The organism is Streptomyces sp. Tu6071 (assembly GCF_000213055.1).
Taxonomy (GTDB): Bacteria; Actinomycetota; Actinomycetes; order Streptomycetales; family Streptomycetaceae; genus Streptomyces; species Streptomyces evansiae.
The window spans coordinates 3,457,741-3,483,647 of record NZ_CM001165.1 but is presented as its reverse complement, the minus strand read 5'-3'; the positions used below and the strand labels follow the sequence as shown (position 1 = coordinate 3,483,647).

The window sequence follows — 25,907 nt, the reverse complement described above, 5'->3', positions numbered from 1 at the left end:
GGCTCGGAGGTATGACGCCGAAGCCTCCCTCCGCCGACGCCTCGCCCACCTCGTCCGGCATGCCCACCCCGTCCACCACGTGCGGCCCGTCCCCGACCCCGGTCCCACCCTCGGTCTCGCCCGCCCCGGCCCCCACCGCCGCCACCCCCGCCGAGCCCGAAGCCCCCGCCCCCCTCCGCGCCGCCCGCGCCCACCACGCCCGTTGCCGCGCCGCTGTCGAGGCCGCACGCGAGGCCGCCCACGACCACGTCCTCAGCGGCGCGACCGTCTCCGCCTCGGGCGCCGACGCCGAGGTGCTCGGCCGCGCCCTGCGCGGTCACGCGCGGGACCTGGACGAACTCCCCCCGGGCCCGCTCTTCTTCGCCCGTATCGACTTCGTCCCGGAGTCCGCCCGCGCGGGCGAGCACGCCGGGCAGCGCTACCATCTCGGCCGCCGCCGCGTCTCCGAGGACCCCACCGTGCCCCCGCTCGTCGTCGACTGGCGCGCGCCCGTCGCGCGCGCCTTCTACCGCGCGAGCCCCGCGGAGCCCTACGGCCTCGCACGTCGCCGCCGCTTCGGCTGGGCCCCGGGAGCGGACGGCGCGGACGACGCCCTCACCGCGTACGAGGACGAGTACCCCGAGTCGCCGCAAGCCTCCGAGCCCGCCGAGGCCCCCGCCCCCGCCGAAGGCCCCGGTGCCTCCGCCCCCGCCGAGGTGCCCGGTGCCGCCGGAGCCTCGGCCGAAACCTCTGCCGCCGGAGCCTCGGCCGACACCTCCGCCGCCCCCACGAGCCCCCTCCTCCTCGCCGAGATCGAGCGTCCCCGCAGTGGCCCGCTCCGCGACATCGCCGCGACGCTCCAGCCCGAGCAGGACGCGCTGGTACGGGCCCCGCTCGACGTCTCGGTCTGCGTGCAGGGCGCCCCGGGCACGGGCAAGACGGCGGTCGGCCTGCACCGCGTCGCGTACCTCCTCTACGCGCACCCCCGCCGCCTGAGCCGCGCGGGCGTCCTCGTCCTCGGCCCGAACCCCGCCTTCCTCCGCCACATCGCCGAAGTCCTGCCCGCCCTCGGTGAATCGGGGGTCCGCCAGTCCACTCTCACCGCCCTCCTCGACCACGGCCCCGCCCGCACGACGGACCCCGCACCCGCCGCCCGCCTCAAGCACGATCCCCGCCTCGCCACCGTCCTGCACCGCGCCCTCCACGCCCTCACCGCCGCCCCCGGGGACGCCGACGCCTCGCTCACCGTCCCCGACGGCTCCGCGCTGTGGCGCGTGGACGCCGAGGCCGTCCGCGAGGCGCTCGCCCCGATCCGTACCGCCGTCGGCGACGGCACCCTCCCCTACCGCGCGGGCCGCGAGCGCTTCCGCGCCCGGCTCCTCGCACTCGTCCGCGCCCGCGCCGAACGCCGCGCCGGTCCCCGTACCGCCGCGTGGGAGCGCCGCGTCGCGCACGGCCGCCCCGTTCGCACGCTCCTCGACACGCTGTGGCCGCAGGCCCGGCCGGAGGACGTGCTGCGCGCCGCGCTGGCCCGACCGGAGCTGTACGCCGCCGGGTTGCTCGACGCCGACGCGTGCGAGGCGCTGCGCCGACCGGCCACGAGCCGGGCCCGTACCGCCGCCGACCTCGTCCTCCTCGACGAGGCCGCCGGACTGCTCGCGCACCCGCCCGTCTTCGGGCACATCGTCGTCGACGAGGCGCAGGACCTCTCCCCGATGGAGTGCCGCGCCGTCGCGCGCCGCCTCGGCGCGGCGGGGTCCCTCACGGTCCTCGGCGACCTCGCGCAGGGCACGACGCCGTGGGCGGCCCGCGACTGGCCCACGCATCTCGCCCACTTGGGCCGCCCCGCCACCGCGTACACCGAACTGACCACGGGTTACCGCGTCCCCGCGCCCGTCCTCGACCTCGCGAGCCGCCTCCTCCCGCGCATCGCCCCCACCCTGCGCCCGCCCCGCTCGCTGCGCGCCGAGCCCACCGCCCTCGCCACGACCCGCGCGACGGACCCCGCCACGCTCGCCGCCGCCGTCCGCCGGGCCCTCGAACGCCCGGGAACAGTCGCGGTGTTGTGCGCGGAAGAGCTTCCCGTACGGGCGATGCTCGACGCGCACGGCCTGGCGCCCACGGACCGCCTCACCGTCGTCCCCGCGTGCCTCGCCAAGGGCCTGGAGTTCGACCACGTCGTCCTCCACGACCCCGCCGCCGTCCGCGCGAGCACCCCGCGCGGCGACCAGCTCCTCTACGTCGCCCTGACCCGCGCGGTCACGAGCCTGCACATCCTCCACGGGGGCCCGTCACCCCTGGGCGCGAGCGACCGAAACGACGCGTGAACGGACCCCTCCGGACACGAGCGACCGAAACGACCCGTGAACGGGGACTCTCCGGACGCGTGTGACCGTTGCGAGGCGTGGCCGGGCAGCCGCCCCCCTCCGCCCGCGCGCTCAGCCCTCCGCCACCGCGGCCCGCAGCACGTCGTACCCCCGCTCGTCGAACCCCACGAGCCGGATTTCGGTGACCCGTGTCGGCGTGGTGCGGAGCGTGCGGACCGCGATCGTGGCGGCCTCGTCCGCCGGGAAGCCGTAGATGCCCGTCGAGAGGGACGGGAAGGCGAGGCTCGTGACGTCGCCCAGTTCGTCGGCGACCTCCAGGCAGCGGCGGTAGCAGGAGGCGAGCGTCTCGCGTTCGCCGTTGCCGCCGCCGCGCCAGACGGGGCCCACGGTGTGGATCACGTGGCGGACCGGCGGCGAGAGGCGGAAGGCGGGGGTCGCTTTGGCATCACCGGGCCGGCACGGCGCGAGGTCCCGCCCGGCGCGGGCGAGTTCGGGCCCGGCGGCGCGGTGCAGGGCCCCGTCCACACCCCCGCCGCCCTGGAGCGACGAATTCGCCGCGTTCACCAGCGCGTCCACGTCCTGGCGGGTGAGGTCCCCGCGCACCACTGTCAGTTTCGGCCACTCCGTATCGCTCATGGCGCCGATAGTGCCACTCAGGCGGCGCGACGGAGCAGTACGAATCCCTGCGGGGTCGGTTCGTGTCGCCCCACCGGCTGCCGCACCACGCGCGCCGTCTCCACGAGCCCGTGCCGACCGAGTATCGCGCTCATGTCGTCCACGGGCCGCCGATACACCGGCAGTTGCACCGCATGCCCGTACGCGTGCCGGAGCCAGGACGCCGGAGCCGAGCCGTCCGGCCCCACCTTGAACGCGACGCACAGCACACCCCCGGGCGCGAGCACCCGCGCGAACTCCGCCGCCATCGCGTCCACTTGCCCATCGGAGGAGTGCACGGTCGAGTACCAGGCGAGCGCCCCGCCGAGCACACCGGACGCGAGCGGCAACCGAGCCATGTCCCCCGCTGCGAAGCCCACTTGAGCGTGATCACGCGCCGCGACCCGCAGCATCCCCGGCGAGATGTCCACCCCCACCACCGAAGCCCCGAGCCCCCGCACATACCCCGCGACGCGCCCGGTCCCGCACCCGAGATCCCCGACGACCACACCCGGCGCCAACGACTCCACGAAGACCCGCAACACCCCGCGCTACCAGACGGCTTCGTCCTCCATCCCCCGCCCCACCAACTCCGCATAACTCTCCGCCACGGCGTCGTACGACCCCCGCACAGCGGCACCCCCCTCGGGCGCCACCGCCGACGCGACGGTCTTCTCTGCGGACGTGAGCGCACGGGGCGGCGGAAAGGTCATGCGCGGAGGCTACGGGAGCACCGTGCGACCCGTCAGAGATCTCGCCACCTCCCGGGCACCCACCCCCCGCGTGCCGCGCGAGAAAGCGGCCGGGGACGCGATGAAAGCGCTGCCCTCCCGCGCCCCCGAGCGGCAGTCGCGACAGCGCCCCGGGTCCGGTGAGCGGAAGACGCGCTCGCAGCCGTCACAGGTGTGGAACGGGTGGACGGCGGGCGGCGCGGGGGCTGCGGCGGAGGGCTTGGACTCGGGCGGCGCGGACAGCGGGGTGTCCCTGAGACGGAAGGCGAGGAGCGCGGCGGGACGGCTGACGAAATGATCGGGGAGGCGTGCGGTGAGGACATCCGCGATCCGGCGCGCGCTGAGTCCTGAAGCGAGCCAGCGGCCGATGGCGGGGCTCAGGTCCGCCGCGTCGCGCTCGGAGAGCACGAGGCGCGGATCGCGGCGCCGGAGCGAGGCGAGCACGAGGAGAGCGCGGGGATCGACGGCGGCGAGCGGCACGGGTTCACGTTCACGAGGGTCGGACGGCTGCCGGGGGACGGCGGCGGTGCGAGCCCCGCTCTCATGGACCCGGGAAGGGACCGCTGCGGCGAGGGGCGCCGACTCGCCGGTACGCGTCCGGACTCGTCCCTCGTGCCGGGCCGGCCGTCCGGCCGCGCGCTGCTGTGCACCGTCCCCGTGCCGCACCTCGCGCAGTGCCCCGCCCCTGCGGCCGACCGGCACGTCGTGCAGGTACGTGCACGTACGGAACCTCCCCGACGCGAGCCGCACGCGCCGCCGCTCCAGGTAGCCCGCCGCCTCCAGCTCGCGCAGCGCCCGGGAGATGAGGACCTCGCCCTCGGTGAAGTGGGCACGGAGCGCGTCGATGGTCACGGGGGCGCCGTCGGGCAGCGAGAGGATGTACGCCGCGACGCCGACCGTGACGGCACTGCCGCGCCGTTGGAGAAGGGCATTGGCGAGGACCGTGAAGCCGGTGGTGAGCCGGGTGCGGACGTGGAGAACCCCGGAGCCGGGGTGAGAGCCGTCGGGGGTGTCGGAGGCGTGGTGCGCGTCGGCGGGGACGCTGGGGCCGGGAGATGAGTCGGCGGGAACCTCGGAGGCGTGGTGCGGCGCTGGGGCGGCCTCGAAAACGGGGGCGGGGGCGGCCTCGACGGGGGCCGCGGAGGCCGGAGAAGCCCCGGAAGGGGCGCAAGAGGGCGCGTTAAACTGCGTGTCAGCCATCGGGAAGGGTTTGCTTCCTGGTTGGTCAGGCCCTCGTCCGGGATTGCCGTCCCGGCGGGGGCCGTTCTGTGTGCGGTTGTCGCGGCGAACGTAACCGTCTCCGCGAGCGCCGTGCAAGCCCCTCACCCGTACGAGTGAGGCGCCGCGCACGCGCGGGGAGGGCGGGCGGGTAGGAGTTCTTTCCCCCGGTCCTTTCAGGAAATCGGCGACGCACCGGACCCCGGCGCACGGGGTCCCGGTGCGCCGCCCGGCGGCCGGGTATGCGGGCGCGGGGCCGACCGCGCACGTGGGCGCCACCGGCCCCGCCTCTCCACTTCCCACCCGAACGTCAGCCCACTGGGCCGCCCTTGACGTCCGCGACGAACGCGCCCCAGGAGGCGGACGTGAAGGTGAGGACCGGCCCGTAGGGTGCCGCCTTGCTGGCACGTACCGGGACGACAGCACCGGACGCACGTCCCCTCGCCGCCCAGGTCGAGTACCACCCCGATGCGCTCGGGTGCGGCCTCCAACCGAGGGGCGGGGCGTCGCCATGAGTGAATCTTCGAGACCCCTCGCTCCTCGCGGCGCGGTAGTCACGCAAATAGACACGCACAACGAATCAGGGCCACCGACTCACGTGAGTCGGTGGCCCTGATCTGCTGCTTTGGCTGTCGGGGTGGCGGGATTTGAACCCACGACCTCTTCGTCCCGAATGAGGTTCGGGCAGGATCACGACCGGTAGTGATAGGTATCTGTGCTGGTCAGACGCATGGTGCGGAGTGGCCTCGCGTGGGCTCGGTGGGCCTCGGCTGGAAGATCATCTCCCGGATTTCTCCCAATGGGGAGCGGCCACCTGCAGGATCGGCGTGGACCGTTGTGGTTGCAGCAGCAAGTTTGCGTGTCGGGTGAGCCTCTTGCGGCGGGCGCGCCGGGAGTGCGTCGTCGTCCCGTTCCACCGGAACTCGCGCCCCACCGCCCTGATCTCGCGCACGTTACGTCCGGCATGCACTGGCTCCTCGTGGGGGCCCAGCGCGCTTTCCAAAATGTCCGTTTAGGGGTTCTAGGGTGTGCGGGAGCGTCCTGACCTGCGGTACGACCGTGACTGGTGTGGTCCGCGAACGGCGTCGTACGTCGGTGAACGCAACCCGAGATGCAACCAAGCGCGCGCTCGACCGTGCTGTAGAAACTCGCAGTGGCGGGGGCATCGGATGCCCCATAATGCGGCTCCACACCATGTAAAGCGGACTGGGCTGGGGGACTTCTATGGCGGCGTGGGACTTACGACTGGAGCATTGGGCCATCCGGCTCTGGGCTCGCCACAGGCTCTGGCAGAGGAGATCCAGCCAGAGATGGGGCTGGGCCGGGACTCGGAGGAGCGAGCTGGATGCGGCCATGGAGTCGTTGGGCATTCCGGTTGCTGAGGCACCGGGAGTACACGGCGTTCTCGGATCCTGGCGCCCTCGTTATGGAGCTTGTGCGCTGGCCGTCATATGCGGTTGGTTCGCCGTATGGGCAGCCGTCCGAGTCTCACTCGCGCTAGTGGAATCTGGAGTTGCGTGGCTGCACTGGGCATGGGGCATCAAAGCAGTGGAGCACTACCGGTGGATGGGTAAACCGGAGAACCAAGTGGCCATGGGCTTTGGTGACTGGATGGTCATTCTGGTGATCATGTTCGGGGTGATTTTCGTGCCTGTATTGCATGCGATGCGGTGGAGTTCGACTGCGCAATATCGATTGGTCCGAGCGGTGATCGATGCTGTCATCGCCGGCGCCGAGGCAAGCGCAGCGCCTCGGGGAAGGGCGAAGGCCAAAGCGCTCCGGAATGTAGACCGAAGCTGCAGACTTGTCGAGCAGCGCCTCTTTCAGGTGCACACCATCGCGCGTTCGGTCCCGCGGCGTTCTTCCAGACTTCGACCGATCAAGCGGCATGCCGCGCTCGTCGCCGGTGCGCAACGGGTCGCGCTGCATCAAGTGGATGTGGCTCCGGCGCGTGCGCTCACCGAGCTTGCGCGTCTGCAGTTGGCCATCGCTGAGAATCACTTGTGTGGTCAGCAGGCAGCCCTTCTGTCTAGCGAGCGGCTACAGGAGGTACGGCCTGTGTCCCGCTTGCGCAACACCTGGCTCGAGTCCGCTCATATCGCGCTGGCAATCGTCGCAGCCATGGTTGCGGCGGTGCTCACGGCACGCGTACTGCCGGTCATCGGTGTGGGCGACGATCTGCGCCCGTGGCTAACTCTGGGAGCGAGTGTCCTCGCTGCGACTCTGGTAGCGGGCTGGGGTCGCGTTGCGCGCATCATCGAGCTTCTGCCTGTCTGACGAGGTTGATGGTTCGGCGGAACGGTGCTGCCTAGCGACGGCCTAACTGGTGTCACACTGGGCGGGTGAGAGCTGAGCCCGTCGGCATTGGCTCCGCCTGCTCTGAGATTGCGCGGTGCAAGCATGAGTTCTGAGGGACCCAAGGTGGCCTACAGTCGCTGCCTGATCGGCGGCCGTTCAAAAAAGATGCCTTGCGACCCTAAGCGCAAAGGGCGGATGACATACCCCGAGGCGGCCCGAGAATTGCGCGTCAGTGAGAACTGGCTGCGGGCCCACATCATGGAGCTGCCGCATGGGAAGATCGGCAAGTTTGTGTACTTTACCGAAAATGATCTCGAACGTATCGATGAGATGTTCCATTGCGAGCCGGATGTGCGGTCGGCGCGGCCGACAACGCGTCATCCAATCGCGGAGCTAAAGCCCAGCTCACGAGCGCGCCCCAAGGTGAGCCCCAGTTCGTGAGCGCGGTCTGCTCCGTGGCCAGCTGCGCGCTGGTGGTCGGCGACGGACGCCAGCGGTTCAGCTAGACAGGGGAAACCTTCAGGTCGTGCCTCGAAATCGATCTGTTGGCAGAGCCCAATCTCCTGGGTAAGTGGATGCAGACCTTCCGCGAGATCCGTTCGGTGGGCTGAGCTGCGCTTCCATTCCCCCTCCTTCACTGGTGGATCTTCGCAGGACTTCGGTCTGCCGAAGCTGAACATATTTCGGCCATTCCTACGCGCGCTGCGGCCTGTTGTGCACAATGTCGCTTTTGTGGTCTGGCGGTCTCCGTCATTCGCCGTGAAAATGCCCGCCGTAAGTGAGAACGGGGGAATGTATGGGAGCTGCCTGGGGCACCAAGGCCCGGGGGAGGAAGAGGCACGGGGAGTCGGGACCCGGCCAATGGCCGGGTGTCCCCACGCAGCGGGCACCGCACCTAGCTGATACCCCTCGGCCTGCTGAGGTGGAACCGACGGCCACCGAGGTGACGAGGCTTCTGTGTCAAGCGGTGTACGCGCGGCCGGACCGAGCGAAGCAAATCAAGGCATGGTGGCGCATGTTCCGGGGCAAAAACGCCCCCGCGAAGAGGCCGCGTCGTAGCACGCGTCGGCCCATCTACCTGGAGGGCAGCGACGACTGCCCTCCGCTGGGTGAACCGACGGCTCAGTGGGTTGTCGACCACGTACTGAATGGCCCGCCGGCTCCCGTGCCGTCCTATGGGTTCGATCTTGTCCCTGTGGTGAGGCACAGTGTGCGTGCGCACCGAGGTAAACGCCTACGGCGTCTGTGCTTCCTGCTGCTTCTGGCAGGAGTCGGGTACGTCACTCCTTGGGCGACAGCGATCTGGCTGGGGGCAATCACGATCGCCCTCACCATGAGGTGGGCAGCGTTTCGAGCCCAGCGCAAACAGAGGCGCAACAGTCGATTGGCCCGTCGCCCACGTCTGGCATACCTACCTCTCGTCATCCCATGGCTGCTTGCGCTGGTGCCCTACCACTCGGGTGGGGACGTGGTGTCGGCGACTCGTCTTGGCCTAGCCGTAGTGCCGTTCGGCTTTCTCGCCGGGATGGTGGTGGTGTATGCCGGGGACCGGCTCCTTGCGAGATCCGCGCTGTCCGTGTTGAGCCGCGAGAAGGTCTCCCGCGATGCATTGCCGTGGGCGACGCCGAGGGCCTCTCGGAGGGTATCCGTGCTCGGAGAGGAGCAGGAGGGGCGTCTCCTGCCCTACGACGCTTCGCAGCACTTCATCGGTGCCGGCCGTGATCATTGGGGAGCCGCCCACATCAACATCCCTCTAAAGCCTAAAGACCCCGAGGAGCCGGTCAAGTCCTTCGGTGAAGCCGAACTACTGCGGCGTGTAGGTGCCGCACTTGACGAATTGGGCCGTGGCGTAAGGGAGATCACGGACCCGCTGCCAGGGTTTTCCATGGAGCGGGTGCTCGGGCTACCGTCCCACCTCTGGCTACAGCGGACTCGGGAGGGAAACGGGGAAGCCCCAGACCTGGCGGGCAGGGGCCGTAAGTCGCCTTCCAGTGAGCCGGAACGCCTATACCTGCGCGCGCAGTGCATCACCTGGAACGGCCAGGTCGTGGTCAGCGTTTTCGTGCACGCTGCTTTGGAAGCGGGTGAGTTGAGGCTGACCGTGCGACCGCACGTGATGACCCCGCTCTACAACGAGCTGAAAGTGACGGCTGCCTCTGCCGGGCAGCACGGCATACGGCTGTGGAGATGGGTAACGGTCCAGGCTCTCCTGGATGCAGTTGTCGGTCCACTCACTCTGTGGCGAAGGGTGGCCCGTATCGGTCTCGGCGAGAGCATCGAGAGTCACGTCGAGGAAGAGGGCCCGGTAAGCATCAGAGACCGGTACTCGACCGAGGAAGTCACTGATATGCACCAGAGCGACGATGCCAAGCGCCACGTCGTCCTCATAGAGACCTGCGTCTTCCGCACGGTTGCCTCCTACCTGCGCGACCGGGGCATCGACACCACCGCATACGACCAGCAGGTAGCCGCCGTGACCAACAACATCCAGATCTATGGCGACAACAACGCGCCCATCCAGAACGTCGTCGGCAACGGCAACAGCAACGTTGGACAAGGCCCCGCTAAATAGGGAGGAAAGAAATGGCCATCGGACGACGCCGACCGGACCCCACATCCGAACCGGGACACGGGTCGGGCATCAGTATCGGCGGCAACAACATCGCCCCACTCCAGAATGTCGTCGGGCAGAACATCTCACGCGTGTACCAAGCTGCATCGGCAGACGGGACCACCGACGTCGAGGCCGTTCGGGATCTCCTCATCACGTTCCGCGAGGATCTGGACCGCAACGCGGCTGGTCTACAGCACGTAGAGGCGCTGAGGGCCATGGCGGGCACGGTAGACGGCTCGCTCACGGCCCCGGCCGAGAGCGCGACCACGTTGAGGGGGGTCGCGCAGGCGCTGCCGGCACTCGTTCTCGGGACGGTTGTCCAGCAGAGCGGAGAGGCTCTCGCGCATGCCGTGAATGGGCTGCTGAGCTGAACCCCCGGTGGGGCGCCTGCTCGAAGCTTATGGGGAGCTGTGTTCCGCACTTGGCGCCCAAAGTGGCCCTGGAAACAACGCAGGGGTCCGCGTATGCGGAATTAAGCCCCTTCACGTTCTCGGGAGAAGCACCGCAAGATAGGTGCTGTGGAAGACGAAAGCACCCTCTCCATCAAGCTCGTCACGATGGATCGCGCGGCATCGTGCACCATCTTCACCCGCTCGGATGGGAAGGAGGCCCGGTTCCCCCCTGGACCCCTCCCCGTTCGAGGACACGAGCGTCATAGCCAGACTGGACTTCAGTCCAGCCTTGGCAGCCCTCCTCGCTACCACCCTGAGCGGTGATCAGGTCCTCTTCGAAATGCCACTGGCGGGGGCCCCTGATCAGTTGGCAGGACGGCTCGTCGTGTACCTCGACCAGAACCAGTGGAGCTTGCTGAGCAACGCATCCCACGGTGCGCCGACGAGCAGCGAGGCAGATCGAGCCGCTGCCCTGAGACTCAAAGAATGGGTGGACCAACGCCGGATCGTCTTGCCTGTTTCTGCCGGCCATTACTACGAGACCGGCAAACGGTTCAGCACGGATAAGCGCTACGACCTCGGGTTGACGATCCTTCAGTACAGCCGAGGCTGGCAGATGCGCGATCCGCTGCAGGTCCGACGAAACGAGATTTACGATGCCTTTTGCCACCGACTAGATCGACCCGGCAACGTGCGTAATGCCCCGGTTTTCACTCTCGACCCGGATGCTCTTCACTCCCCTACCCGCCGAGCCGAGGCTGGTGCTGAGATGCCGTCTACGTTCCAGAACCACTTTGTTTTCCAGCCCGAGGCGCTAGTCGCTGCCTCCGGCTCCATCGATGCCATGCTCGACACCCAGAGGGTTGGGGAGGGGCCGGACACCGGGTGGACCGCGGCAAGCCAGCGGTTCAGTGACTGGCTGGACGAGCTTGACCAGGACTCACAACAGAAGCGCAGGGCCATTGACATCCACCTCGTGACGGATCTGCAGCGGGAACTGGCCGAGGAGGCAGCTGCGGCAGACGTTTCGAAGGAACTGTTCCGGCGCTGGGGCTTCAAAGGCTGGGTGCGGGCCATTGGCGAGTCTCCTGCTGTCGGCCTCTTCCGGGAGATGCTTCAGAGTCGGCATCTCAACAAGGGCACGAGGTGGCGCCCTAATGACCTGACTGACATGATCTACCTTTCCTGCGCGGCCGGATACGCGGACTTTGTCGTCTGCGAGAAGCACATGCGCGATCCGTTGCAGCACGGCCTGAGGCGCATGGGGCGTTCGACGCCCATCTACCGCAGGCTTACTGACGCCGTAGCGGCCATCGAAATGGCCCTGGCAACATCCGTCCCTGTCGACCCCGCGCAGTAGCGCTGGACGCTCCTGCGCCCGGCGTTCTCTCAGCGCCACGGTTCGCATGTTCCGCCTCTGCTGAACTGGTAGAAGCCCGCGTCGTTGTAGGACCTCAGGATCGCTCGTAGTTCCACGCCTGACCGGTCTGGCGGTACTCCTCGACGGGGATCGGGAAGACCCCGGTCTTCATGCGGGCCGTGTAGAGCACCCCATTGAGGTGGTCGATCTCGCGACGGATGAGGCGGGCGAGACCTGTCCTACTGCGTCGCTCTTGCCTTGATCGACTTCGATGTTCCAGGCGGGGTGGAGATCCGGCATGTGGAGAAATACAGCGGCAACCACGTTGAGGCCCGACCCACGCTGTACTCGAGTGGGAACTTCCGTATGAGTACCGGAAAGATCGAGTTCATGACGAGGTAGATCCGATGGCGGGCATGGACTCTTAGAGGAGTACGAGCCTGAACGCAGCGGCTCGCTTGGCCATCCGCTGCTTCCAGGGCGTTGGATCCTCCTGGGCGATCTCCCGCCACAGCGCCGCAGATGCGGAACCGAATGCCGTGAGTGCCTCCGGATCGGTGTTCCGCCACGACGGGAAGCGGCCTGCGAACATGATCGCGTCCTCCGCCGGGTGGCCGGCGTCCATGAGCCTCAGCGCCAAGGCGCCTGGATCGATCCACGCCGCACCGCGCGTTGGCCACGCCCAGTCGATGAGGCGAGCACGCCCGTCGGCGATCAGGACATTGTGTGGTGCGAAGTCGGTGTGCAGCAGGGTGTTGCCGCTGAAGTGCTGGAGCGTTCCGGGCGGAGCGTAATCCGCCCAGCGGTCCACCGCGTCCTTGATCTCGATGTCGGCCGGAGCTGTGATCCGTTGCAGGTCGGTGAGCGCGGCTTCTACGAGCACCAAGTCGGCCGAGCCGGGGCTGTAGTCGGCATGGCGACCGCTGAGGACCTCGTATCCGAGGAGACTCCATCCACCGACTTCCAGGTGCCAGTAAAGGCGGGGACAGGACGTTGGCAGGTGGGGGGCGATCTCCGCCTCGCGCCGCTGTGCTGCGACCTGCGGATGATCACTCGCGATGCCCTTCACGAAAACGCTGCCGCTCTCGGTCTCCAGGACGGAGGCGACGCCGGAGTTCATGCCGCCGGTCATGGTCACCGCCTGATGCACGGGGCCGGTCTTGTCGGTGACAGCTTGGCGGACGTCGGCGGGGAGCTGCTCGAAGGGAATGCGAGACATGGACACGCGCGGTTCCTCATGGGGCTCGGAAACAAGGGAGTGCCGCCCCAGACAGGGTATGACCGGGGCGGCACTCATGGGGCGCGTACGCGAGCGGTGCGGCGCCCGCCTGCGGTGTGTCTAGTACGGCTGGTCGTCGCCAGCCGAGCAGCTGCACTCGGCGCCTTCGGCGGCCTCGTCCAGGTCGGCGATGATCTGGACCTCGTCGTCACGGATGGCTGCGGCCGGAAGTGGCACGGCCAGGGCGCCGGTTGCACCATCGGTGGGGCGCCGTCCGATGGTGAGCAGCACCGGTTCGCGTGGCGGGGTGAGGGGTGTGGTGGGTGGGGTCATGATCCGTAGCCTCCGTGTTGGCAGTAGAGCTCTCGACGGTCCCCCGCCTCCTGGTAGAGCTTGGCCAGCGGCCGGCAGGTACGGCAGGTGCCGACCTTCGTGCAGCCGGAGCATCCACCGGTGCGGAGCTGTAGGGACTCGGCGATGGCGCCGAGCCGGGGGAGGGCGGCGACGCCCTCGGTCACGAGGTTCACGCTCGGGTCGCGGCCGACCTTGCAGACGGACGCGATCCCGTGCGGGTTCACGTGGAAGAAGGTCCGGCCCGCGTTGCAGCCGCTGAAGACGCTCCGGGCCTTGATGTGGCCCTCGGCCTGCGTCGCCAGCGGGTTCGCCTCGCCGTCGATCGTCGGCGACATGTTCGTGAAGACCTGGTGCGGGAAGGCGTAGCGCGCGCACAGAGCCACCATCGCGTCGAGTTCGTGAGCGTTGTCGTCCGACACGATCACGTTCAGCCGGACCGGCAGCCGGTCCTGGTGGGCGGCGTCCAGGCCCTGGATGAACCGGTCGAACGCGCCGCAGTTGCGGGTGACCTTGTCGTAAATACCCGCGGTCGCGCCGTAGACGCTGAGGGTAAGCCGGTAGGGGCGACGGCGTGCGAACAGCCCGCGGATCGGCGGCTTGCGCAGGGACGAGCCGTTCGAAGAGACCTGCACCATCATCCCGAGCTGGTGGGCGTACTCGTAGGCCGCGCCGAACTCGCGGTCGATCAGTGCCTCGCCACCCGTGATCTGCAGCCAGAGCACGCCCGCGTCGCGCATCGTCCGCAGGAGCTGCTGCTTGCCCGCCCAGTCCAGGCCCTCGAAGCGCTTCTCGCCGAGGTAGCAGAACTCGCAGTCGTAGTCACAGCCGAGGTTGATCTCCCAGGATGCCTTCGCGTACCCGTACGGCGAACGCTCACGGACGAGGACGAAATCGCCGACCGGCCCGTCGGGCAGTTCGATGCCCCACGCCTGCCGTGCGGCATCGGCAAGCCAGGCCGGCAGGGGGTCTCCCTCGTGGCTCGCGGCGCGCAGCTCCTCGTAGCGGATCCCAGGAATGCGCACACCGACCGCATGGCCTGGCTGAAGAAGGAGGTGCTGGGCGAGGAACGGGCTGGCCACGAGACGCGTGCTTGATGCGGCAGGCGCAGCCCGATCCGGTGTGCCGGTTGCGGTCATCGGACCTCCAAAGGGCGGTCGTCGCGGTCTGAGCCGGGAGGGCTGATCGGGTTTGCGTCGTCACCCGCGGTCTTGAAGCAGGACCAGATGACCTTTCCGAGCGGGGTACGGTCCTTCACTCCCCACTCGTCGGAGAGCGCGGCCACCAACATCAGGCCCCTCCCGGAGATGTCTGTGACGGCCGGCTCGCGTACGACGGGCTGCTGGCGACGGCTGTCGTGCACTTCCAGGCGTACGCAGTTGTCGTCGATGTCGAGCCGGACGAGGAAGCCGTGCCCGCGGGCGGTGCCGTGGACGACGGCGTTCGTGGCGAGTTCGGAGACGCACAGGCGGATGTCCTCGGTGCGGCTCGTCAGGCCCCAGCCGTCCAGCGCCCGGATGGCGAACTCCCTTGCCCTGCGGACGGACTGGTGTCGAGCGTCGAAGAACTGCTGAAGCGACTCGGGCATGGGGTGCCTCATGACTCCGTGCTCAGGGGGCGAAGTGGTGCGGGGAAGCGGCGGTGGGCGATCGGGTGGCGAGGTACGTGGACGGGTCCGATGCGGGGACGGCGGGCCAGCAGCAGGCGGGCGCCGGTGGCCTCGATACGGCGCGTGCGTTCGGTGGCGAGGTGCTTCGGTCCCAGGTGGGACAGGGCGGGGACGATGACGCCGTAGACATCGGGAAGGGCCAGCGCGTCCAGCAGACCGGTGAAGGCGGTGGAGGTCGGATCGGTCGTCGCGCGCCTGTCCTTGAAGACGCCGGAGAGCTGCAGCTCATGGATCCGGCAGTACTCCGTCAGTGACGCCTGTAACGCCGTTTGACGGGCTACGGAGACGCCGACCAGCCGCAGGAAGCCGTAGACGACGGGCCCGTTGACCGGACGGTGCTCGGTAAGGAGTTCCATGCTGGTGACCGTCCAGGGACTCGGCGAAAGAGTGACCCCTTGAGCGTCGCCGTACCCCAACGCGCAGGGAATCGCCCGCTGTTCCACTTGCGCTCTACTTCCGCCCCACCGGCCGCACGCTTCTGCTTCCATGGCTGGTGGAAGGGAGCGACGCGTGGCGACCGTGCACCATTGGACCGGCCTGGAGGCCAGAGCCTTACGGCTCGCCCTCCGCCTGAGTGTGCGGGCTTTCGCCGAGCGACTCGGTCTCGCCGTCGCGACCATCTCCAAGTGGGAAAAGCTCCGGTCCGCGACCGAGCCCCGCCCTGACACGCAGGCCATTCTCGACACCGCGCTCGGCCGCGCCGATGCCTCCGTGCACCTGCGCTTCGAAACGCTGCTGTCGGAGATGGCCGGCCCCGGGCAGGTGGCAGCCGGACGCCGGGTGACGGCTGCCGGGCCCAGAGCCTGGGAGTACGAGTCGTGGACCGACGACCTGGATCGTGCCGTTGTCGCCTTGTCCCGACAGAACTTCACCTTCGCGGACAGCCTGCTGGGCCGATGGCTCAACCGTTTCACGGCCGCCGAACTCGACGACAAGGGCCTGTACCTCTACGCCCGTTCCACCGCGTTACTCGGAGACCTCAAGCGTGATCGGGGCGCCGTGCTCGGACCGCTGTCCGCACGCCACTCCTACGCGGGCGCGCGCTCGATCTTCACCCAGCTCGACATCCCCCGCCGCGTCGCCCAGCTCGATCTGTCCCTCGCGGTCGTCTCGGAGATGTCCGGTGACCTGGAGGCGTCGGCCCGTACGTACGAGACGCTCGCTGTCGACGACCGGCTCTCTCGCCGTGACCGGGCCAGAGCCCGCCTGTGGGTGGGCACGGCACTCAGCAAGGACGGCAACCACGACTACGCGACCCGCGTGATGCAGGCCGCGACCCGTGAGTTCGAAGACCTCACCGAACCCGACGACTGGTCGGTGGCCCATCAGAAGCTAGCCCTGGCCCGCCGGGGCGTCGGAGACCTCACCCAGGCCATGCACTTCATCGACATCGCCCGAAGCAGCGGGAGCACCGACTCACCGATGCAACGCGTACGACTGGACACCGCTCACGGCCACATCCTGCTCTCCGACACGGCGACCCGCGATGATGGGCTACGCGTTCTCGGCCAGGCCGCTCGGACGGCCGCGCAGTACGGCCTCGTGCACCAACTGCGCAGTATCGAGAGCGTCAAGGCCAGCAGTGAGGGGCCGCCCGGGGCCTCGCCGACGGTGATCAGGGAGACGAACGCGTGAGTGACAACCAGCAGGGCATCGCCGAAGACCAGTGGCACCAGGCCAAGGCGATCTGGGACTTTCACCAGATGCACCACCAGGCCCGCCCCGTGGACGTGGCGATCGGCCTGGGCAGCCACGACCTGGGAGTGGCCACGCGGGCCGCCGAGCTGTACCACGCGGGTCTCTTCCCCACGCTGGTCTTCACCGGTGGCAACAGCCCGACCACCGCCAAGGTCTTCCCTCGCGGCGAAGCGGTCCACTTCCGCGAGCACGCCATCGACCTCGACGTCCCAGCCTCAGCGATCCTGCTGGAGCCCCACGCCGCGAACACCGGGCAGAACATCACCCTCGCCCGCGAGGTCCTGGCCGACGCCGGCATCACCCCGGAGAAGGTGCTGCTGGTCTCCAAGCCCTACATGGAACGGCGGTCGTACGCCACCGCCCGCAAGCTGTGGCCCGAGGCCGAGATGGTGTGCGCCTCGGAAACCCTGGAGTTCGACGACTACCTCAAGTCCATCGGCGACGAGAAGCTCGTGGTGGACATGCTCGTCGGCGACCTCCAGCGGGTGATCGAGTATCCGAAGCTCGGGTTCGCCATCGAGCAGGAGGTCCCGGAGGACGTGCATGCCGCGTACGAATCCCTCATCCACGCCGGCTTCACCAGCCGCCTCATCGCTTCCTGAACTCACCTTCCCGGGCAGCCTGTGCGCCATCCACCAGCCCAACTTCATGCCCCGACTGATCACGCTGGCCAAGCTGTTCGCGTCGGACCACTGGATCGTCCTGGACGACGTGCAGTTCGCCCGCCGCGACTACCAGCATCGCGCTCGCATCGCCACACTCGACGGCCTTGGCCCGAACCGGTGGCTGACCATCCCCACTCACCGCCCCTCCGGGGGCGCCACCCTCATCAGAGACACCCTGATCGCCGACCCTGCCGCGGCCCGACGCAGAGCCTTATCGATCCTGCGCCAGCAGTACGGGATCAGCCCACACTGGCCCGCGCTTGACCGCGCCCTCCAGCCGGTCTGGGACGCCTTCGACACAGGAAGAGTCGCGCCGGTCGCCACTGCCTCGACCCGTGCCCTGCTCGAACTGCTCGGCTGGCGGGGACAGATCTTCACCAGCAGCGCCCTGCCTGCACGCACAGGTCGGTCCGAGCGGCTGGCCGACCTGGCCGACGCCACTGGCGCACGGGCGTATCTGTGCGGTCCCGGGGGCATGACCTACCTGGACCATGCCCCCTTCACCGAGCTGGGCGTAGCCGTCGTCCCGTTTCTCTCGCCGGCCACTGGTCTGTGGGCCTCGGGGCGACAGGTCAGTGCTCTGCGGGCGCTGGCCTTCCGTGGCCCCGACGCTGTGGGCGCCCGGTTCCGGGCTCTCGCGTTCGCCCACGATGCGCTGGGGTGCGCGGCCTGACACCCGCTTCGGGGACGGAGACGGGTGTGATCAGCGTCGACGTGCCTGGGGCGGCTGTGGCTGCGAGGCCGCGACCGCTGCCGGGCTGACCGATGTGCCTTGCCGCCGTGCCGCGCTCCGCATCCGTGCCACTCGTGCACGGTCGCTCGGAACCGACCTGGTGCTGAGCCGCTCGATGCGCCAGGTCAGTACCCGTGCAGGGCTGCGGGCGTCGTTGAGCGCCCGTTCGTCGGTGGCCTGCTGCAGTAGCTGCTTCGGATCATGCCCGTCCTTCTCGGCGGTCGCGAGGGCGGCAGTGAGGGCGTCGAAGGCCAAGTCCTCGACCACCTGCTCGGCGTGGGCAGGCATGGCCTGTCGGATGAGGAGGATGTGCCGTTCCACGATCTGCTGGGGTGGCCGGCGCTGGGCGAGGGCGGTCAGGGGTGCGGTGGCTGTCTGCTCGTAGGCGGCTTGCAGGTGGATCAGGGTCTGGTGGGCTGCGGCCACCTGTTGGTCGTGGTGGCGGAGCTGGTGCCAGCGGGCGGCGGCGATGACGGCGAGGATCGCTGCGTCGAGGAACATCGCCAGCAGCGCGCCGTCCTTGGGGGCGGGCTCGCGGACCATGGCTCGTACGGCGATACGCAGGGCGCGGGCGTGCTGGTGCTCGGCCTGGACGCGGGAGCGGGTGGCGCGCTCGAACGCCTCGGCTGCCTGCCATAGCTGGGGACGAATCTCCTGGGGTGCTTGCATCGGCAGGGCGTCGAGGGCTTCACCGAAGGCGGCCAGGTGGGCCTGAGCGGCTGCATCGTCATCGCCGTCGAGGTGGTGGGGGATGCGTTCCGCGGCGGCGGTTGCCTGGTGCCACGGGTTCACCCGACGGGGGCTGTGCTGGGGGTCGGTGGCTTCTAGACGCTTGCGGATCTTGGGGAGGGACAGGTCGGGGGAGAGTTCGGAGCCGGAGTACCAGATCAGCTTCTGCTGGGCGTTGACGTCGCCGTTGAGGGCGACGGTGTAGCCGCGTACATCACCGGACGGGAAGTGCTTGATGTCCACGAGGATGCCGTCGGTGCGCTCCAGCAGGTGGACGAACTCCTCGGTGCTGGTGGCGGCGGCCACGGCGGTGCGCACGGTGGTGCGCAGGTGTTCGCGGGCGGTGCGGGCTTGGCCGGCGCGCTTGGCCTTCTCCTGCGCGGCACGGGTGGGCCGTTTCGCGGCTGTGCGATCCCCGCGTATGACCTGGAAGAGACCGTACTCCTTTTCGACGGCTGCGAGTTCGCGGTCGGCAGTGAGGTAGTCGTTCCAGTGCCGGGCGGTGCGCAGGTCGGCGCGAACTGTGCTGGCGGCGATGTGGATGTGGTCGGGGGCGTGGCGGACGGCGACCCAGCGGCAGCCGTCCGGATCGCCGTCGGGTGCGATGCCGGTTGCGGCGACGATCCGGCGGGCGATGTCGCCCCATTCCTCGTCGCTGAGGTGGCGGTCGGTCTTGGTGGCGCGGATCGAGCAGTGCCACACGTGCTTCTCGGGTGCCCGGCCGAGCCGCGCGGCCTGTTTGACGTGCAGGTCGAGGTCGGCGACGAGAGCTCGCTTCGTGGCGTCGAAATCGGGGGTGCGGCCAGGGTCGGGGGCGAAGCCGTCCCAGGAGGCGACCAGGTGCGGGTTGGTGTGGCCCTTCTTCTCCGTGTCGTAGAGGTAGCGGATCAGGTTGGCGGTGTCCTTGCCTCCAGTGATCTTCGCGATCATCGGGCCGCCTTATGGCTGACGGCCTGGTTCGCGGCGGTGGCGATGCGGCGCACGGCCTCACCCACGGCGTTCAGGCTCCGGTCGGTCTGGGCGAGGAGGGCGCTGTCCCCAGGGTGTGGATGGCCGCCGGAGTTGAGCTTCTTGGCGATCTGGTTGACGTTGCGGCCGATGGCGGTGACCTGCTCGCGCAGGGCATTGATCTCGTCGATGTAGTCGTCGAGCTGGGTGCGCTGGCCGACCAGGGTGAGGTCGCCGTGGACGTGGGCCAGAGTGGCTGCGGCAACGTAGTGGGCGCCGCTGAGGTTCAGCGACGCTGCCTTGGCGCGTATGTCGGCCTCTTCCTTTTCGCTGTAGCGGACGTCGACTCGTCCCTCGCGACGGCCGTTGGGGTCGGGCTTGCGACGTTGGGCGACGCGGTGCAAGGCGGCTTCTTCTGCGGCACGCGGCAATGGCATCTCGACGGCAGCAGTCCTGTCGGCGACGGCGGTGGGCTGTTCCTGCTCGGGCACCCCCTGGTGCCCGAGTGCCTCCGCCACCCCCGGGGCGGAGGCTTCCCCGTGAGGCCGGCCCTTGGACGGTCCAGCGGGATACCTTGCTGCGCTGTTCAGGCCGGTGGCCATCTCCTGCTGCGGGATGGCGAGTTCGTGGTGCGGGTCGCGCATGGGCTGGTTCTCCGTGGAGTGCTGGGGGCGAGTGTTAGCTGTATGTGGGTGCCCCCTCGTGCTTGTCGGCATAGAGGGGGCGGCCAGGGCGTGCGCTGGATCAGGCGGTGGCGGAGGGGACTGCGGCGGCTTCCCTTTGCTGCTGGAACTTGGCGTCGTCGTACGTGCCGAGACGCTGGCCCCCGAAGCCATCGTCCGCGACAGGCTCGGGGCGACTGGCGCGCTCGGCCCTCAGTTGGTCGCGCACGGTGCGGGCGCGCATCTGGGCGATCCGCAGTTCGCTGCGCAGTCGCTTGGCGGTCAACAGGTCGTCGCTCCAGTCGGCGGTCAGGCGACGGCCTTCAGCGAGCACTTCGGCGTCGGTGCGGTGGCGGTCGGTGGTCGACTCGGCGTTGGTGAGACGCGGACCGGTCGTCTCGTGCGGGGCGGCTTTGGTCGACTTCGCCGTGGTGGTCGACCGGGGCGGTCGGGCAGTGAGGGCCGACTCGTCGGCTCCGGTCGATCCCGTCATGTGTGCCTCGTCGACCTTCGTGGAAATCGACTCGGACGGCTCCTCGGGAACCGATTCGGCTCGGTCGGTCACCGACGGTGCGGCCTGCTCCCTGGCGCGCTGGCCAGCGGATTCTTCTCGTTGCCGGCTGACCGACTGGGCCGAGTCGGCCGCCTCGTGCTTGTGGTGCAGCACCTTTGCCACGAGGTCCGAGCCGAAGTAGATCGACCCGACTGGGAGTGATGTGGCCAGCAGTACGAGGGCCCAGTTCGCAGGCTCCCAGGTGGTGAGTCGACCCAGCCGGGTCGACTCGGTGCGCAGGGTCGGTATGAGCCCGTGGACGTAGTTCAGCAGGAGGCTGGCGATCGTGTAGGTCGCCAGTACCCGTAGCGCGAACTCCCGGTCGGAGCCGGTCAGCACAAGCGTGGCGATGAGTGCGAGGGCCATGAGCCCGTCGACCACGATCGGGTAGAGCAGGGCGGCGGTGGGATCGGCGCCGATGGCGCGGGCTACGTCGGACAGCGCGTTCCACGAGACCCGGAAGGCCATGAGGACGACGGCAATCAGGCCGAGAACGAGGGTGGCGCGTGCGCCCGCCCGGCGGCCACTTCCAGGATCGGCAGCGGGGCGATGCTGATGCGAATCAGTTCGGCTGAGCAGGGCGGTGATGCGTGCAAGCAAGCGGGGGTGCTCCAGGTGGGCTTGGGGTGGCGGTCTCGGCGCAGAGGCGGGCAGGGCGTGGCCGCCGTGAGGTGCGGGGACTCGTACCACTCGTCGCGTGCCTGGTCAGCACAGGTACGAGTGGCGTGGCGATGTCGAGACGACTCGTTGCGGGTACTTCACTCGTCCCCGCACTGACCTGCGCGGGGACGAGTGATGCGAGTGGCGTCGAGTCAGGCTGCGGTGCCGGGCGCCGGTCCGTCGGCTGAAGAGGCGGGCGCGTCTGTCGCCTTCGGCTCGGGGCAGTAGCGCGCCCAGGTGTCGAGGAATTGGTTGCGCGCGAAGCCCTTGGCCTGAGTGCCGTCGGGAAAGCGGCGGTTGGCCGAGCCGATGCCGTACGGCTTGAGCAGCAGTTGCAGGCCGCGCGGGGTCAGGCCGTTTGCGCCGTACTCCGCCCACGGTGCTTCCCTGTCTGCGTTCAGGGATTCCAGCAGGTGCTTCGTGCTCAGCACGGCAGGGTCGCCGACGGCGGCGAAGGCGCGGCGGATGCCGGTCAGGAGGCGGGTGCGCAGGCCGCCCTCCTCGTCCTGGCCGGCCTCGTAGTCGGTCATGGTGCGGCAAGCGGTACGAGCGAGCGCGGGCCAGTCGCCACCGGCGAGATCGGCGACGATGATCAGCGGCTCCCAGGTGTCCGCCGCGCGGTCCTCGACCGGCATCGGTGGCTCCATCTCCATGGCCAGCTCATAGAGGGGCTGGAGCCACGCGCGGAGGCGATCGCGGATCGCGTTCAGGGCGGGTGTGTCCCGGCCAGTGCGGAAGGACGCTACCTTCTCGCCCGCTGCTCGGCGGCGCATTCGGATGACCACCGCACGGTCCATGATCGTGTCCGGCAGGTCGCCGATCCCAGCCAGTGCTGCCATGGCGAAGGTGGGGAACTCCTGCACCTGGTGCTCCGGCCCGGACACTCGCAGAGTCGGCCGGCCACGCTGGTGTCCGGCGTTGATGAGTCCGCGGACCTCCTCGTTCTTCTCTGCGGCCTTGGTGGAGCTGAACATGGTGTCGGCCTCGTCGACCAGCAGTGTCGGCGGGTCCTCCCCGTCGATCGACCGGAAGATCGCCGCCGCGCTGGCGTTGACCGTGATCAGCCGGTTGTGCACTGTCTCGGTCACTACGTCCAGCAGGCGGGACTTACCGCACCGCTTCTCCGGCGCGACGATCGCCAGGCGCGGCGCGTGCTGCCACGCACGCTGCAGATGCGTCGCCGCGACCCACAAGGCCACCGCTGTCACGGCCTCCTCGCTCGGCATCGCCACGTACCGCGTCAGCTATGCCCGAAGGTCGTCCAGGATCTGCGCCACCTGAGACAGCGGCGTAGGCGAGGCGGTGTCATCGGGGTCCTCTTCTGTTAGAGGCGCGCCAGCGCCGGACGGCTGGCCAGGGACGGCGACTGGGGGCCACGGCGTACCGGAGCCGTCGGGAAGGGATGGCGTATTCGGCTGGGCATCGGTCATACTGAGCATCAGCTCCTCTGCTTGCGGGCCATATGGGACGGCAATCCCGGACTTCGCAGGTTGATCGCTAGGGATGGCGGTTAAGAGGTTTGCGCTTGAGCCCTCGGCATCGCCGGGGGCTTCTTTCATGTGACTTGCGGGCGTGCGGACTCCTGAGGGCAGTGAGGTGGGATGCCATCACTATGCCACACGAATTGCAGATCGCATAAGCGCTTTGCATCTCGCAGTAGCGATGCTACTGTTTAGGCTGTGCTGCAAACCGCAGTGCATCGCTACGAACGGAAGGGAGTGCCGTGGCGGAGGAAGAACCGCCCGAGGGGGTCCTGCTCAGCGGCGAGGCGAACGTTGCCACTCGCATCAGGGTGGAGCGTGAGGCGCGCGGCTGGAGCACCAACGCCCTGTCGGACCGGCTCAACGAGGCCGGCTTTGAGATGAACCCGTCCGCAGTCTGGCGGATCGAAAACGGCAAGCGCCGCATCAACCTCGACGACGCCATCGGCTTCGCCGAAGTCTTCGGCATCGACCTGCGCAACCTCGTCGGGCCACCGCAGCTGGCTGCCAAGGCCCGCGCCATGGAACTCATCGACGAGGTCGTGGACGCGTTCCGCGCCACCCAGAGAGCCAACATGGCCTTCACCGAGGCGCGCGACGCGCTCGACGCCTATTTGACCGAGCACTCCGATATCCGCGAGGAAGCCGACCTCATGGTCCAGAGCGCCATCGCGGAGGAGGCCAGCAAGACCATGCTGAAGATGCATGGCCCTCCGCCCGGTGGCCGTGACGGTCACTCCACCGGCGAGGCATAGCCTCCGGCACCCCCTCCCGGCCTGGAGCCGCAAACCCCCAGGCCGGGCAGCTCACCCACATCCCTAGCGATCGACCGGCGGGTCGGCGTTGCCGCGCCCCATGTCCGCCAGAAGAGGACCCACCCCTTGCGCCAACCCGCGATAACCCCTGCCTCGGCACCGACTTCGCCCGCCGAGGCCGGCCTGCCGCGTCTCTACGTCCCCGAGGAAGTCGCAGCCGTCCTCGGCTGCACCGCCTGGTGGGTCAAGGACCGTGCCCGCCGCCGGCTCATCCCGTTCACCCGCGTCGGCCGTGCTTACCGCTTCTCGGACGAGCACCTCGCGGGGATCATCCGCATGCACGAAGAGCGCCCGGCCGTGAATGCGCAGCGCACCGGCGGCGCTCCTGCGCCGACGCGCAAGCCTCCCGCTCGGCACCGGCCCGATGTGGCTGTACCCACCGTCCGGCTCCAGGCCCGGCCACCGCGACGGATGACCAAGTCCCAGTACGAAGCAGCTGCTTAACGCACCCCATACGACAGAAGGGAGGGAGATCTGTGGGGTACGCAGAGAAGCGCAGTGGCTACTGGCGTGGCCGTTACAAGATCGAGGACGGCAAGTACGGCACCGTCGCCGATTCCACGGGCGCCGTGGTCAAGTTCGCCACCAAGCGCGAGGCCAAGCAGGCCGCAGACGCCGAAGAGGTGGCGGTTCGTCGTGGCCAGTGGCGCGATCCGGGCCTCGGCCAGGAAACCTTCGGCGAGTACGCGAGCCGCTGGTACGCCTCCCAGGACCTGGCTGCCTCGACCATGCAGAACTACAAGCGCCACATCGAGGAGCACCTGCTCCCTGACTTCGAGGACAAGGCGCTCGCCAGCATCCTGCGCACGGACGTCGAGCTGTGGGAGAAGAAGGAGCGCGCAGCCTACGCGGCATCGAGCGTCAAGACCTGGCGCTCCACGCTCCACCTGATCTTCGAGGACGCGATCGACGAGGGCCTGCTCACGTCCAACCCGGCCGCCCGGCGGCGCGGACGAGGCAAGCGCGCCGGTCGCTCTCGCGACCGCGGCCCGGAGAAGGTCGTCACCGACGCGCTCGGCATCCTGCTGACTGCCGAGCGGGCGGCCCTGCTCTCCGGGCGCGACGACGAGTTCGTCGCCACGGTCCTCAAGGGCTACACCGGCAAGCGGTGGGGCGAAATCGTCGGCCTGGAAACGGGGTTCGTCCGACCTGCCGCTTTTCGCGTCGAATGGCGGCTGTACGAGCTGGACACCGGCGAGCTGGTGCGCTGTCCGCCCAAGGACGATAGTTACCGCACCATCGACTCGATGGACTGGCTGTCCGCCCTGGTCTTCAACCACATCGCCCGTACGAAGCCGACGCCCTGCCCTTGTCACGGCAGGACGTACGTCTTCCGAGGCCAAGGCGCGGCGCGCACAGGAGGCCACCAGGGCGCGAGGCTCGTCGATGTCGCCCGCCGTGCCGAAGTCTCCACGGGCACGGTCTCGAACGTCCTCAACCACCCCGACCGCGTAAGCGAGGACACCCGCGTACGCGTCGAACTCGCCATCGCTGAGCTCAGGTTCGTACGCGGTGGCGCCACGTCGGAGCACGCAGCTCACTGGCGCCGAAACGGCTTCGCCACCTGGCTGTTCACCCCGGCAGCATCAGGCTGGTACCCCAAGAAGGCTCCGCAGGAGGCTCGCCCCGTGCCGATCCTGGGTGAACCGTGGCCCGGCGTCCCTGCCCGAGGCCGGGGCGCTGCTGCTCGGGCGGACGCCTGCTGGCTCCCGATCGCCACGGGCCTCACACCCCACGGCCTTCACCACACCCACCGCACGATGATGGAGGACCTCGGTACGGAGAAGGTCCTCATGGACGAACGCATGGGCCACATCGACGGTTCTGTCTCGGCGCGCTACGCGCACGTCACCCGTGGCATGCGCTCCCGCCTTATGCTCGGCCTGACCGAGCAGTGGGAGGCGGCTCTTTGCACTCGCCTGGTCATGTGCCCAACTTCCCCTGTACGCGTGCTGGACGACCTCCTGCGCACACGTATGGCAGCCCCTCGGTAGCCCTATTTGATGCCCCACAACACTGTTGTGGGGCATCAGGCGGGGTGGGACGGTATCCGTACGGTGAAGTTGTGAACGACTGCTCTTCCTGACTGGTTGTGAGAATCGTGCTTGTGCTGATGCGGCCGTTGGTGTGACCCTTCTTGTGGACGAGAAG

26 protein-coding genes are annotated in these 25,907 nt (G+C 68.9%); 12 read left to right on the top strand and 14 right to left on the bottom strand.

From position 1 onward, the window contains the following. Positions 1 to 11: 11 nt before the first annotated feature. Complete coding sequence (locus STTU_RS14295; protein WP_007824001.1) at positions 12 to 2,306, top strand: HelD family protein; 2,295 nt, start codon at positions 12 to 14, stop codon at positions 2,304 to 2,306. Positions 2,307 to 2,417: 111 nt separating this feature from the next. On the opposite strand, the gene STTU_RS14290 is transcribed toward STTU_RS14295, so the two are convergent. From STTU_RS14290 to STTU_RS36065, 5 genes are all read right to left on the bottom strand, one after another. Beyond that, positions 2,418 to 2,942 (bottom strand): O-acetyl-ADP-ribose deacetylase, encoded by a 525-nt coding sequence (locus STTU_RS14290; protein ID WP_007824000.1) that lies wholly within the window; start codon positions 2,940 to 2,942, stop codon positions 2,418 to 2,420. A gap of 17 nt (positions 2,943 to 2,959) precedes the next feature. Then, positions 2,960 to 3,469 (bottom strand): class I SAM-dependent methyltransferase, encoded by a 510-nt coding sequence (locus STTU_RS14285; RefSeq protein ID WP_267881240.1) that lies wholly within the window; start codon positions 3,467 to 3,469, stop codon positions 2,960 to 2,962. 42 nt (positions 3,470 to 3,511) lie between these two features. Beyond that, positions 3,512 to 3,673: a hypothetical protein gene (locus tag STTU_RS35420; protein ID WP_007823998.1), complete on the bottom strand. Its 162-nt coding sequence runs from the start codon at positions 3,671 to 3,673 to the stop codon at positions 3,512 to 3,514. Positions 3,674 to 3,682: 9 nt separating this feature from the next. Beyond that, the gene (locus STTU_RS14280; RefSeq protein ID WP_007823997.1) at positions 3,683 to 4,891 is read right to left on the bottom strand and encodes a hypothetical protein; all 1,209 of its coding nucleotides are present in this window, start codon (positions 4,889 to 4,891) and stop codon (positions 3,683 to 3,685) included. A gap of 328 nt (positions 4,892 to 5,219) precedes the next feature. Then, positions 5,220 to 5,483: a DUF397 domain-containing protein gene (locus STTU_RS36065; protein WP_078518975.1), complete on the bottom strand. Its 264-nt coding sequence runs from the start codon at positions 5,481 to 5,483 to the stop codon at positions 5,220 to 5,222. Between the two features lie 926 nt (positions 5,484 to 6,409). On the opposite strand from STTU_RS36065, the gene STTU_RS14275 reads away from it, so the two are divergent. The 5 genes from STTU_RS14275 (at position 6,410) to STTU_RS14260 (ending at position 11,573) form a co-directional block, all read left to right on the top strand. After that, a complete protein-coding gene (locus STTU_RS14275; protein ID WP_158678793.1) occupies positions 6,410 to 7,186 on the top strand; it encodes a hypothetical protein in 777 nt (258 codons plus the stop codon). Positions 7,187 to 7,330: 144 nt separating this feature from the next. After that, entirely contained in the window at positions 7,331 to 7,648 is a 318-nt protein-coding gene (locus STTU_RS34645) for a helix-turn-helix domain-containing protein (protein ID WP_158678792.1), read from the top strand. 1,003 nt (positions 7,649 to 8,651) lie between these two features. Next, positions 8,652 to 9,779, top strand: a complete 1,128-nt coding sequence (locus STTU_RS14270; RefSeq protein ID WP_234019234.1) for a hypothetical protein — start codon at positions 8,652 to 8,654, stop codon at positions 9,777 to 9,779. Between the two features lie 11 nt (positions 9,780 to 9,790). Beyond that, a complete protein-coding gene (locus tag STTU_RS14265) occupies positions 9,791 to 10,192 on the top strand; it encodes a hypothetical protein (RefSeq protein WP_007823995.1) in 402 nt (133 codons plus the stop codon). 310 nt (positions 10,193 to 10,502) lie between these two features. Then, the gene (locus tag STTU_RS14260) at positions 10,503 to 11,573 is read left to right on the top strand and encodes a hypothetical protein (protein ID WP_234019233.1); all 1,071 of its coding nucleotides are present in this window, start codon (positions 10,503 to 10,505) and stop codon (positions 11,571 to 11,573) included. A gap of 424 nt (positions 11,574 to 11,997) precedes the next feature. On the opposite strand, the gene STTU_RS14255 is transcribed toward STTU_RS14260, so the two are convergent. The 5 genes from STTU_RS14255 to STTU_RS14235 all read right to left on the bottom strand — a co-directional run bounded on the left by STTU_RS14255 (position 11,998) and on the right by STTU_RS14235 (position 15,168). Continuing rightward, positions 11,998 to 12,792 carry a hypothetical protein gene (locus STTU_RS14255; protein ID WP_007823991.1) on the bottom strand — a complete coding sequence of 265 codons (795 nt, stop codon included), beginning with the start codon at positions 12,790 to 12,792 and terminating at the stop codon, positions 11,998 to 12,000. 120 nt (positions 12,793 to 12,912) lie between these two features. Continuing rightward, positions 12,913 to 13,125: a hypothetical protein gene (locus STTU_RS14250; protein WP_043255189.1), complete on the bottom strand. Its 213-nt coding sequence runs from the start codon at positions 13,123 to 13,125 to the stop codon at positions 12,913 to 12,915. After that, entirely contained in the window at positions 13,122 to 14,225 is a 1,104-nt protein-coding gene (locus tag STTU_RS14245; RefSeq protein ID WP_007823989.1) for a radical SAM protein, read from the bottom strand. Before STTU_RS14245 ends, STTU_RS14250 begins: the two co-directional genes overlap by 4 nt. A 53-nt stretch (positions 14,226 to 14,278) precedes the next feature. Beyond that, entirely contained in the window at positions 14,279 to 14,731 is a 453-nt protein-coding gene (locus tag STTU_RS14240; RefSeq protein ID WP_007823988.1) for an ATP-binding protein, read from the bottom strand. Between the two features lie 8 nt (positions 14,732 to 14,739). Next, positions 14,740 to 15,168, bottom strand: coding sequence for a hypothetical protein (locus STTU_RS14235; RefSeq protein WP_007823984.1), 429 nt, complete (start codon positions 15,166 to 15,168; stop codon positions 14,740 to 14,742). Positions 15,169 to 15,322: 154 nt separating this feature from the next. On the opposite strand from STTU_RS14235, the gene STTU_RS14230 reads away from it, so the two are divergent. From STTU_RS14230 to STTU_RS14220, 3 genes are read left to right on the top strand one after another with little or no spacing between them, the layout of a single operon-like run. Further along, positions 15,323 to 16,447 (top strand): helix-turn-helix domain-containing protein, encoded by a 1,125-nt coding sequence (locus STTU_RS14230; protein ID WP_043255187.1) that lies wholly within the window; start codon positions 15,323 to 15,325, stop codon positions 16,445 to 16,447. Next, entirely contained in the window at positions 16,444 to 17,112 is a 669-nt protein-coding gene (locus tag STTU_RS14225) for a YdcF family protein (RefSeq protein ID WP_043255186.1), read from the top strand. Before STTU_RS14230 ends, STTU_RS14225 begins: the two co-directional genes overlap by 4 nt. Before the next feature lie 46 nt (positions 17,113 to 17,158). Further along, the gene (locus tag STTU_RS14220) at positions 17,159 to 17,848 is read left to right on the top strand and encodes a WbqC family protein (RefSeq protein WP_007823977.1); all 690 of its coding nucleotides are present in this window, start codon (positions 17,159 to 17,161) and stop codon (positions 17,846 to 17,848) included. Positions 17,849 to 17,878: 30 nt separating this feature from the next. Here STTU_RS14220 and STTU_RS14215 read toward each other — a convergent pair whose 3' ends face one another. The 4 genes from STTU_RS14215 to STTU_RS14200 form a co-directional block, all read right to left on the bottom strand. After that, positions 17,879 to 19,567: a relaxase/mobilization nuclease domain-containing protein gene (locus tag STTU_RS14215; protein WP_043255184.1), complete on the bottom strand. Its 1,689-nt coding sequence runs from the start codon at positions 19,565 to 19,567 to the stop codon at positions 17,879 to 17,881. Beyond that, complete coding sequence (mobC, locus tag STTU_RS14210; RefSeq protein WP_007823973.1) at positions 19,564 to 20,229, bottom strand: plasmid mobilization relaxosome protein MobC; 666 nt, start codon at positions 20,227 to 20,229, stop codon at positions 19,564 to 19,566. Before mobC ends, STTU_RS14215 begins: the two co-directional genes overlap by 4 nt. Before the next feature lie 100 nt (positions 20,230 to 20,329). Continuing rightward, positions 20,330 to 21,400 carry a DUF2637 domain-containing protein gene (locus STTU_RS14205; protein ID WP_007823971.1) on the bottom strand — a complete coding sequence of 357 codons (1,071 nt, stop codon included), beginning with the start codon at positions 21,398 to 21,400 and terminating at the stop codon, positions 20,330 to 20,332. A gap of 212 nt (positions 21,401 to 21,612) precedes the next feature. Further along, a complete protein-coding gene (locus STTU_RS14200) occupies positions 21,613 to 22,686 on the bottom strand; it encodes a DUF3631 domain-containing protein (RefSeq protein WP_052862369.1) in 1,074 nt (357 codons plus the stop codon). 497 nt (positions 22,687 to 23,183) lie between these two features. Here STTU_RS14200 and STTU_RS14195 point away from each other — a divergent pair, with 497 nt between their 5' ends. From STTU_RS14195 to STTU_RS14190, 3 genes are all read left to right on the top strand, one after another. Continuing rightward, on the top strand, positions 23,184 to 23,696 hold the full coding sequence (locus STTU_RS14195; RefSeq protein ID WP_007823962.1) for a helix-turn-helix domain-containing protein: 513 nt from the start codon (positions 23,184 to 23,186) through the stop codon (positions 23,694 to 23,696). Positions 23,697 to 23,822: 126 nt separating this feature from the next. Continuing rightward, positions 23,823 to 24,200, top strand: coding sequence for a hypothetical protein (locus STTU_RS35410; RefSeq protein ID WP_007823961.1), 378 nt, complete (start codon positions 23,823 to 23,825; stop codon positions 24,198 to 24,200). A gap of 32 nt (positions 24,201 to 24,232) precedes the next feature. After that, positions 24,233 to 25,750: a LacI family DNA-binding transcriptional regulator gene (locus STTU_RS14190; protein WP_007823959.1), complete on the top strand. Its 1,518-nt coding sequence runs from the start codon at positions 24,233 to 24,235 to the stop codon at positions 25,748 to 25,750. Positions 25,751 to 25,907 lie beyond the last annotated feature (157 nt).

Excerpts from the sequence above, each read along its gene's own strand:
- STTU_RS14295 (WP_007824001.1), top strand. The coding sequence starts at position 12 with ATGACGCCGAAGCCTCCCTCCGCCGACGCCTCGCCCACCTCGTCCGGC.
- STTU_RS14290 (WP_007824000.1), bottom strand. The coding sequence starts at position 2,942 with ATGAGCGATACGGAGTGGCCGAAACTGACAGTGGTGCGCGGGGACCTC.
- STTU_RS35420 (WP_007823998.1), bottom strand. The coding sequence starts at position 3,673 with ATGACCTTTCCGCCGCCCCGTGCGCTCACGTCCGCAGAGAAGACCGTC.
- STTU_RS14280 (WP_007823997.1), bottom strand. The coding sequence starts at position 4,891 with ATGGCTGACACGCAGTTTAACGCGCCCTCTTGCGCCCCTTCCGGGGCT.
- STTU_RS14265 (WP_007823995.1), top strand. The coding sequence starts at position 9,791 with ATGGCCATCGGACGACGCCGACCGGACCCCACATCCGAACCGGGACAC.
- STTU_RS14255 (WP_007823991.1), bottom strand. The coding sequence starts at position 12,792 with ATGTCTCGCATTCCCTTCGAGCAGCTCCCCGCCGACGTCCGCCAAGCT.
- STTU_RS14250 (WP_043255189.1), bottom strand. The coding sequence starts at position 13,125 with ATGACCCCACCCACCACACCCCTCACCCCGCCACGCGAACCGGTGCTG.
- STTU_RS14240 (WP_007823988.1), bottom strand. The coding sequence starts at position 14,731 with ATGCCCGAGTCGCTTCAGCAGTTCTTCGACGCTCGACACCAGTCCGTC.
- STTU_RS14235 (WP_007823984.1), bottom strand. The coding sequence starts at position 15,168 with ATGGAACTCCTTACCGAGCACCGTCCGGTCAACGGGCCCGTCGTCTAC.
- STTU_RS14220 (WP_007823977.1), top strand. The coding sequence starts at position 17,159 with ATGCCCCGACTGATCACGCTGGCCAAGCTGTTCGCGTCGGACCACTGG.
- STTU_RS14215 (WP_043255184.1), bottom strand. The coding sequence starts at position 19,567 with ATGATCGCGAAGATCACTGGAGGCAAGGACACCGCCAACCTGATCCGC.
- mobC (WP_007823973.1), bottom strand. The coding sequence starts at position 20,229 with ATGCGCGACCCGCACCACGAACTCGCCATCCCGCAGCAGGAGATGGCC.
- STTU_RS14200 (WP_052862369.1), bottom strand. The coding sequence starts at position 22,686 with ATGCCGAGCGAGGAGGCCGTGACAGCGGTGGCCTTGTGGGTCGCGGCG.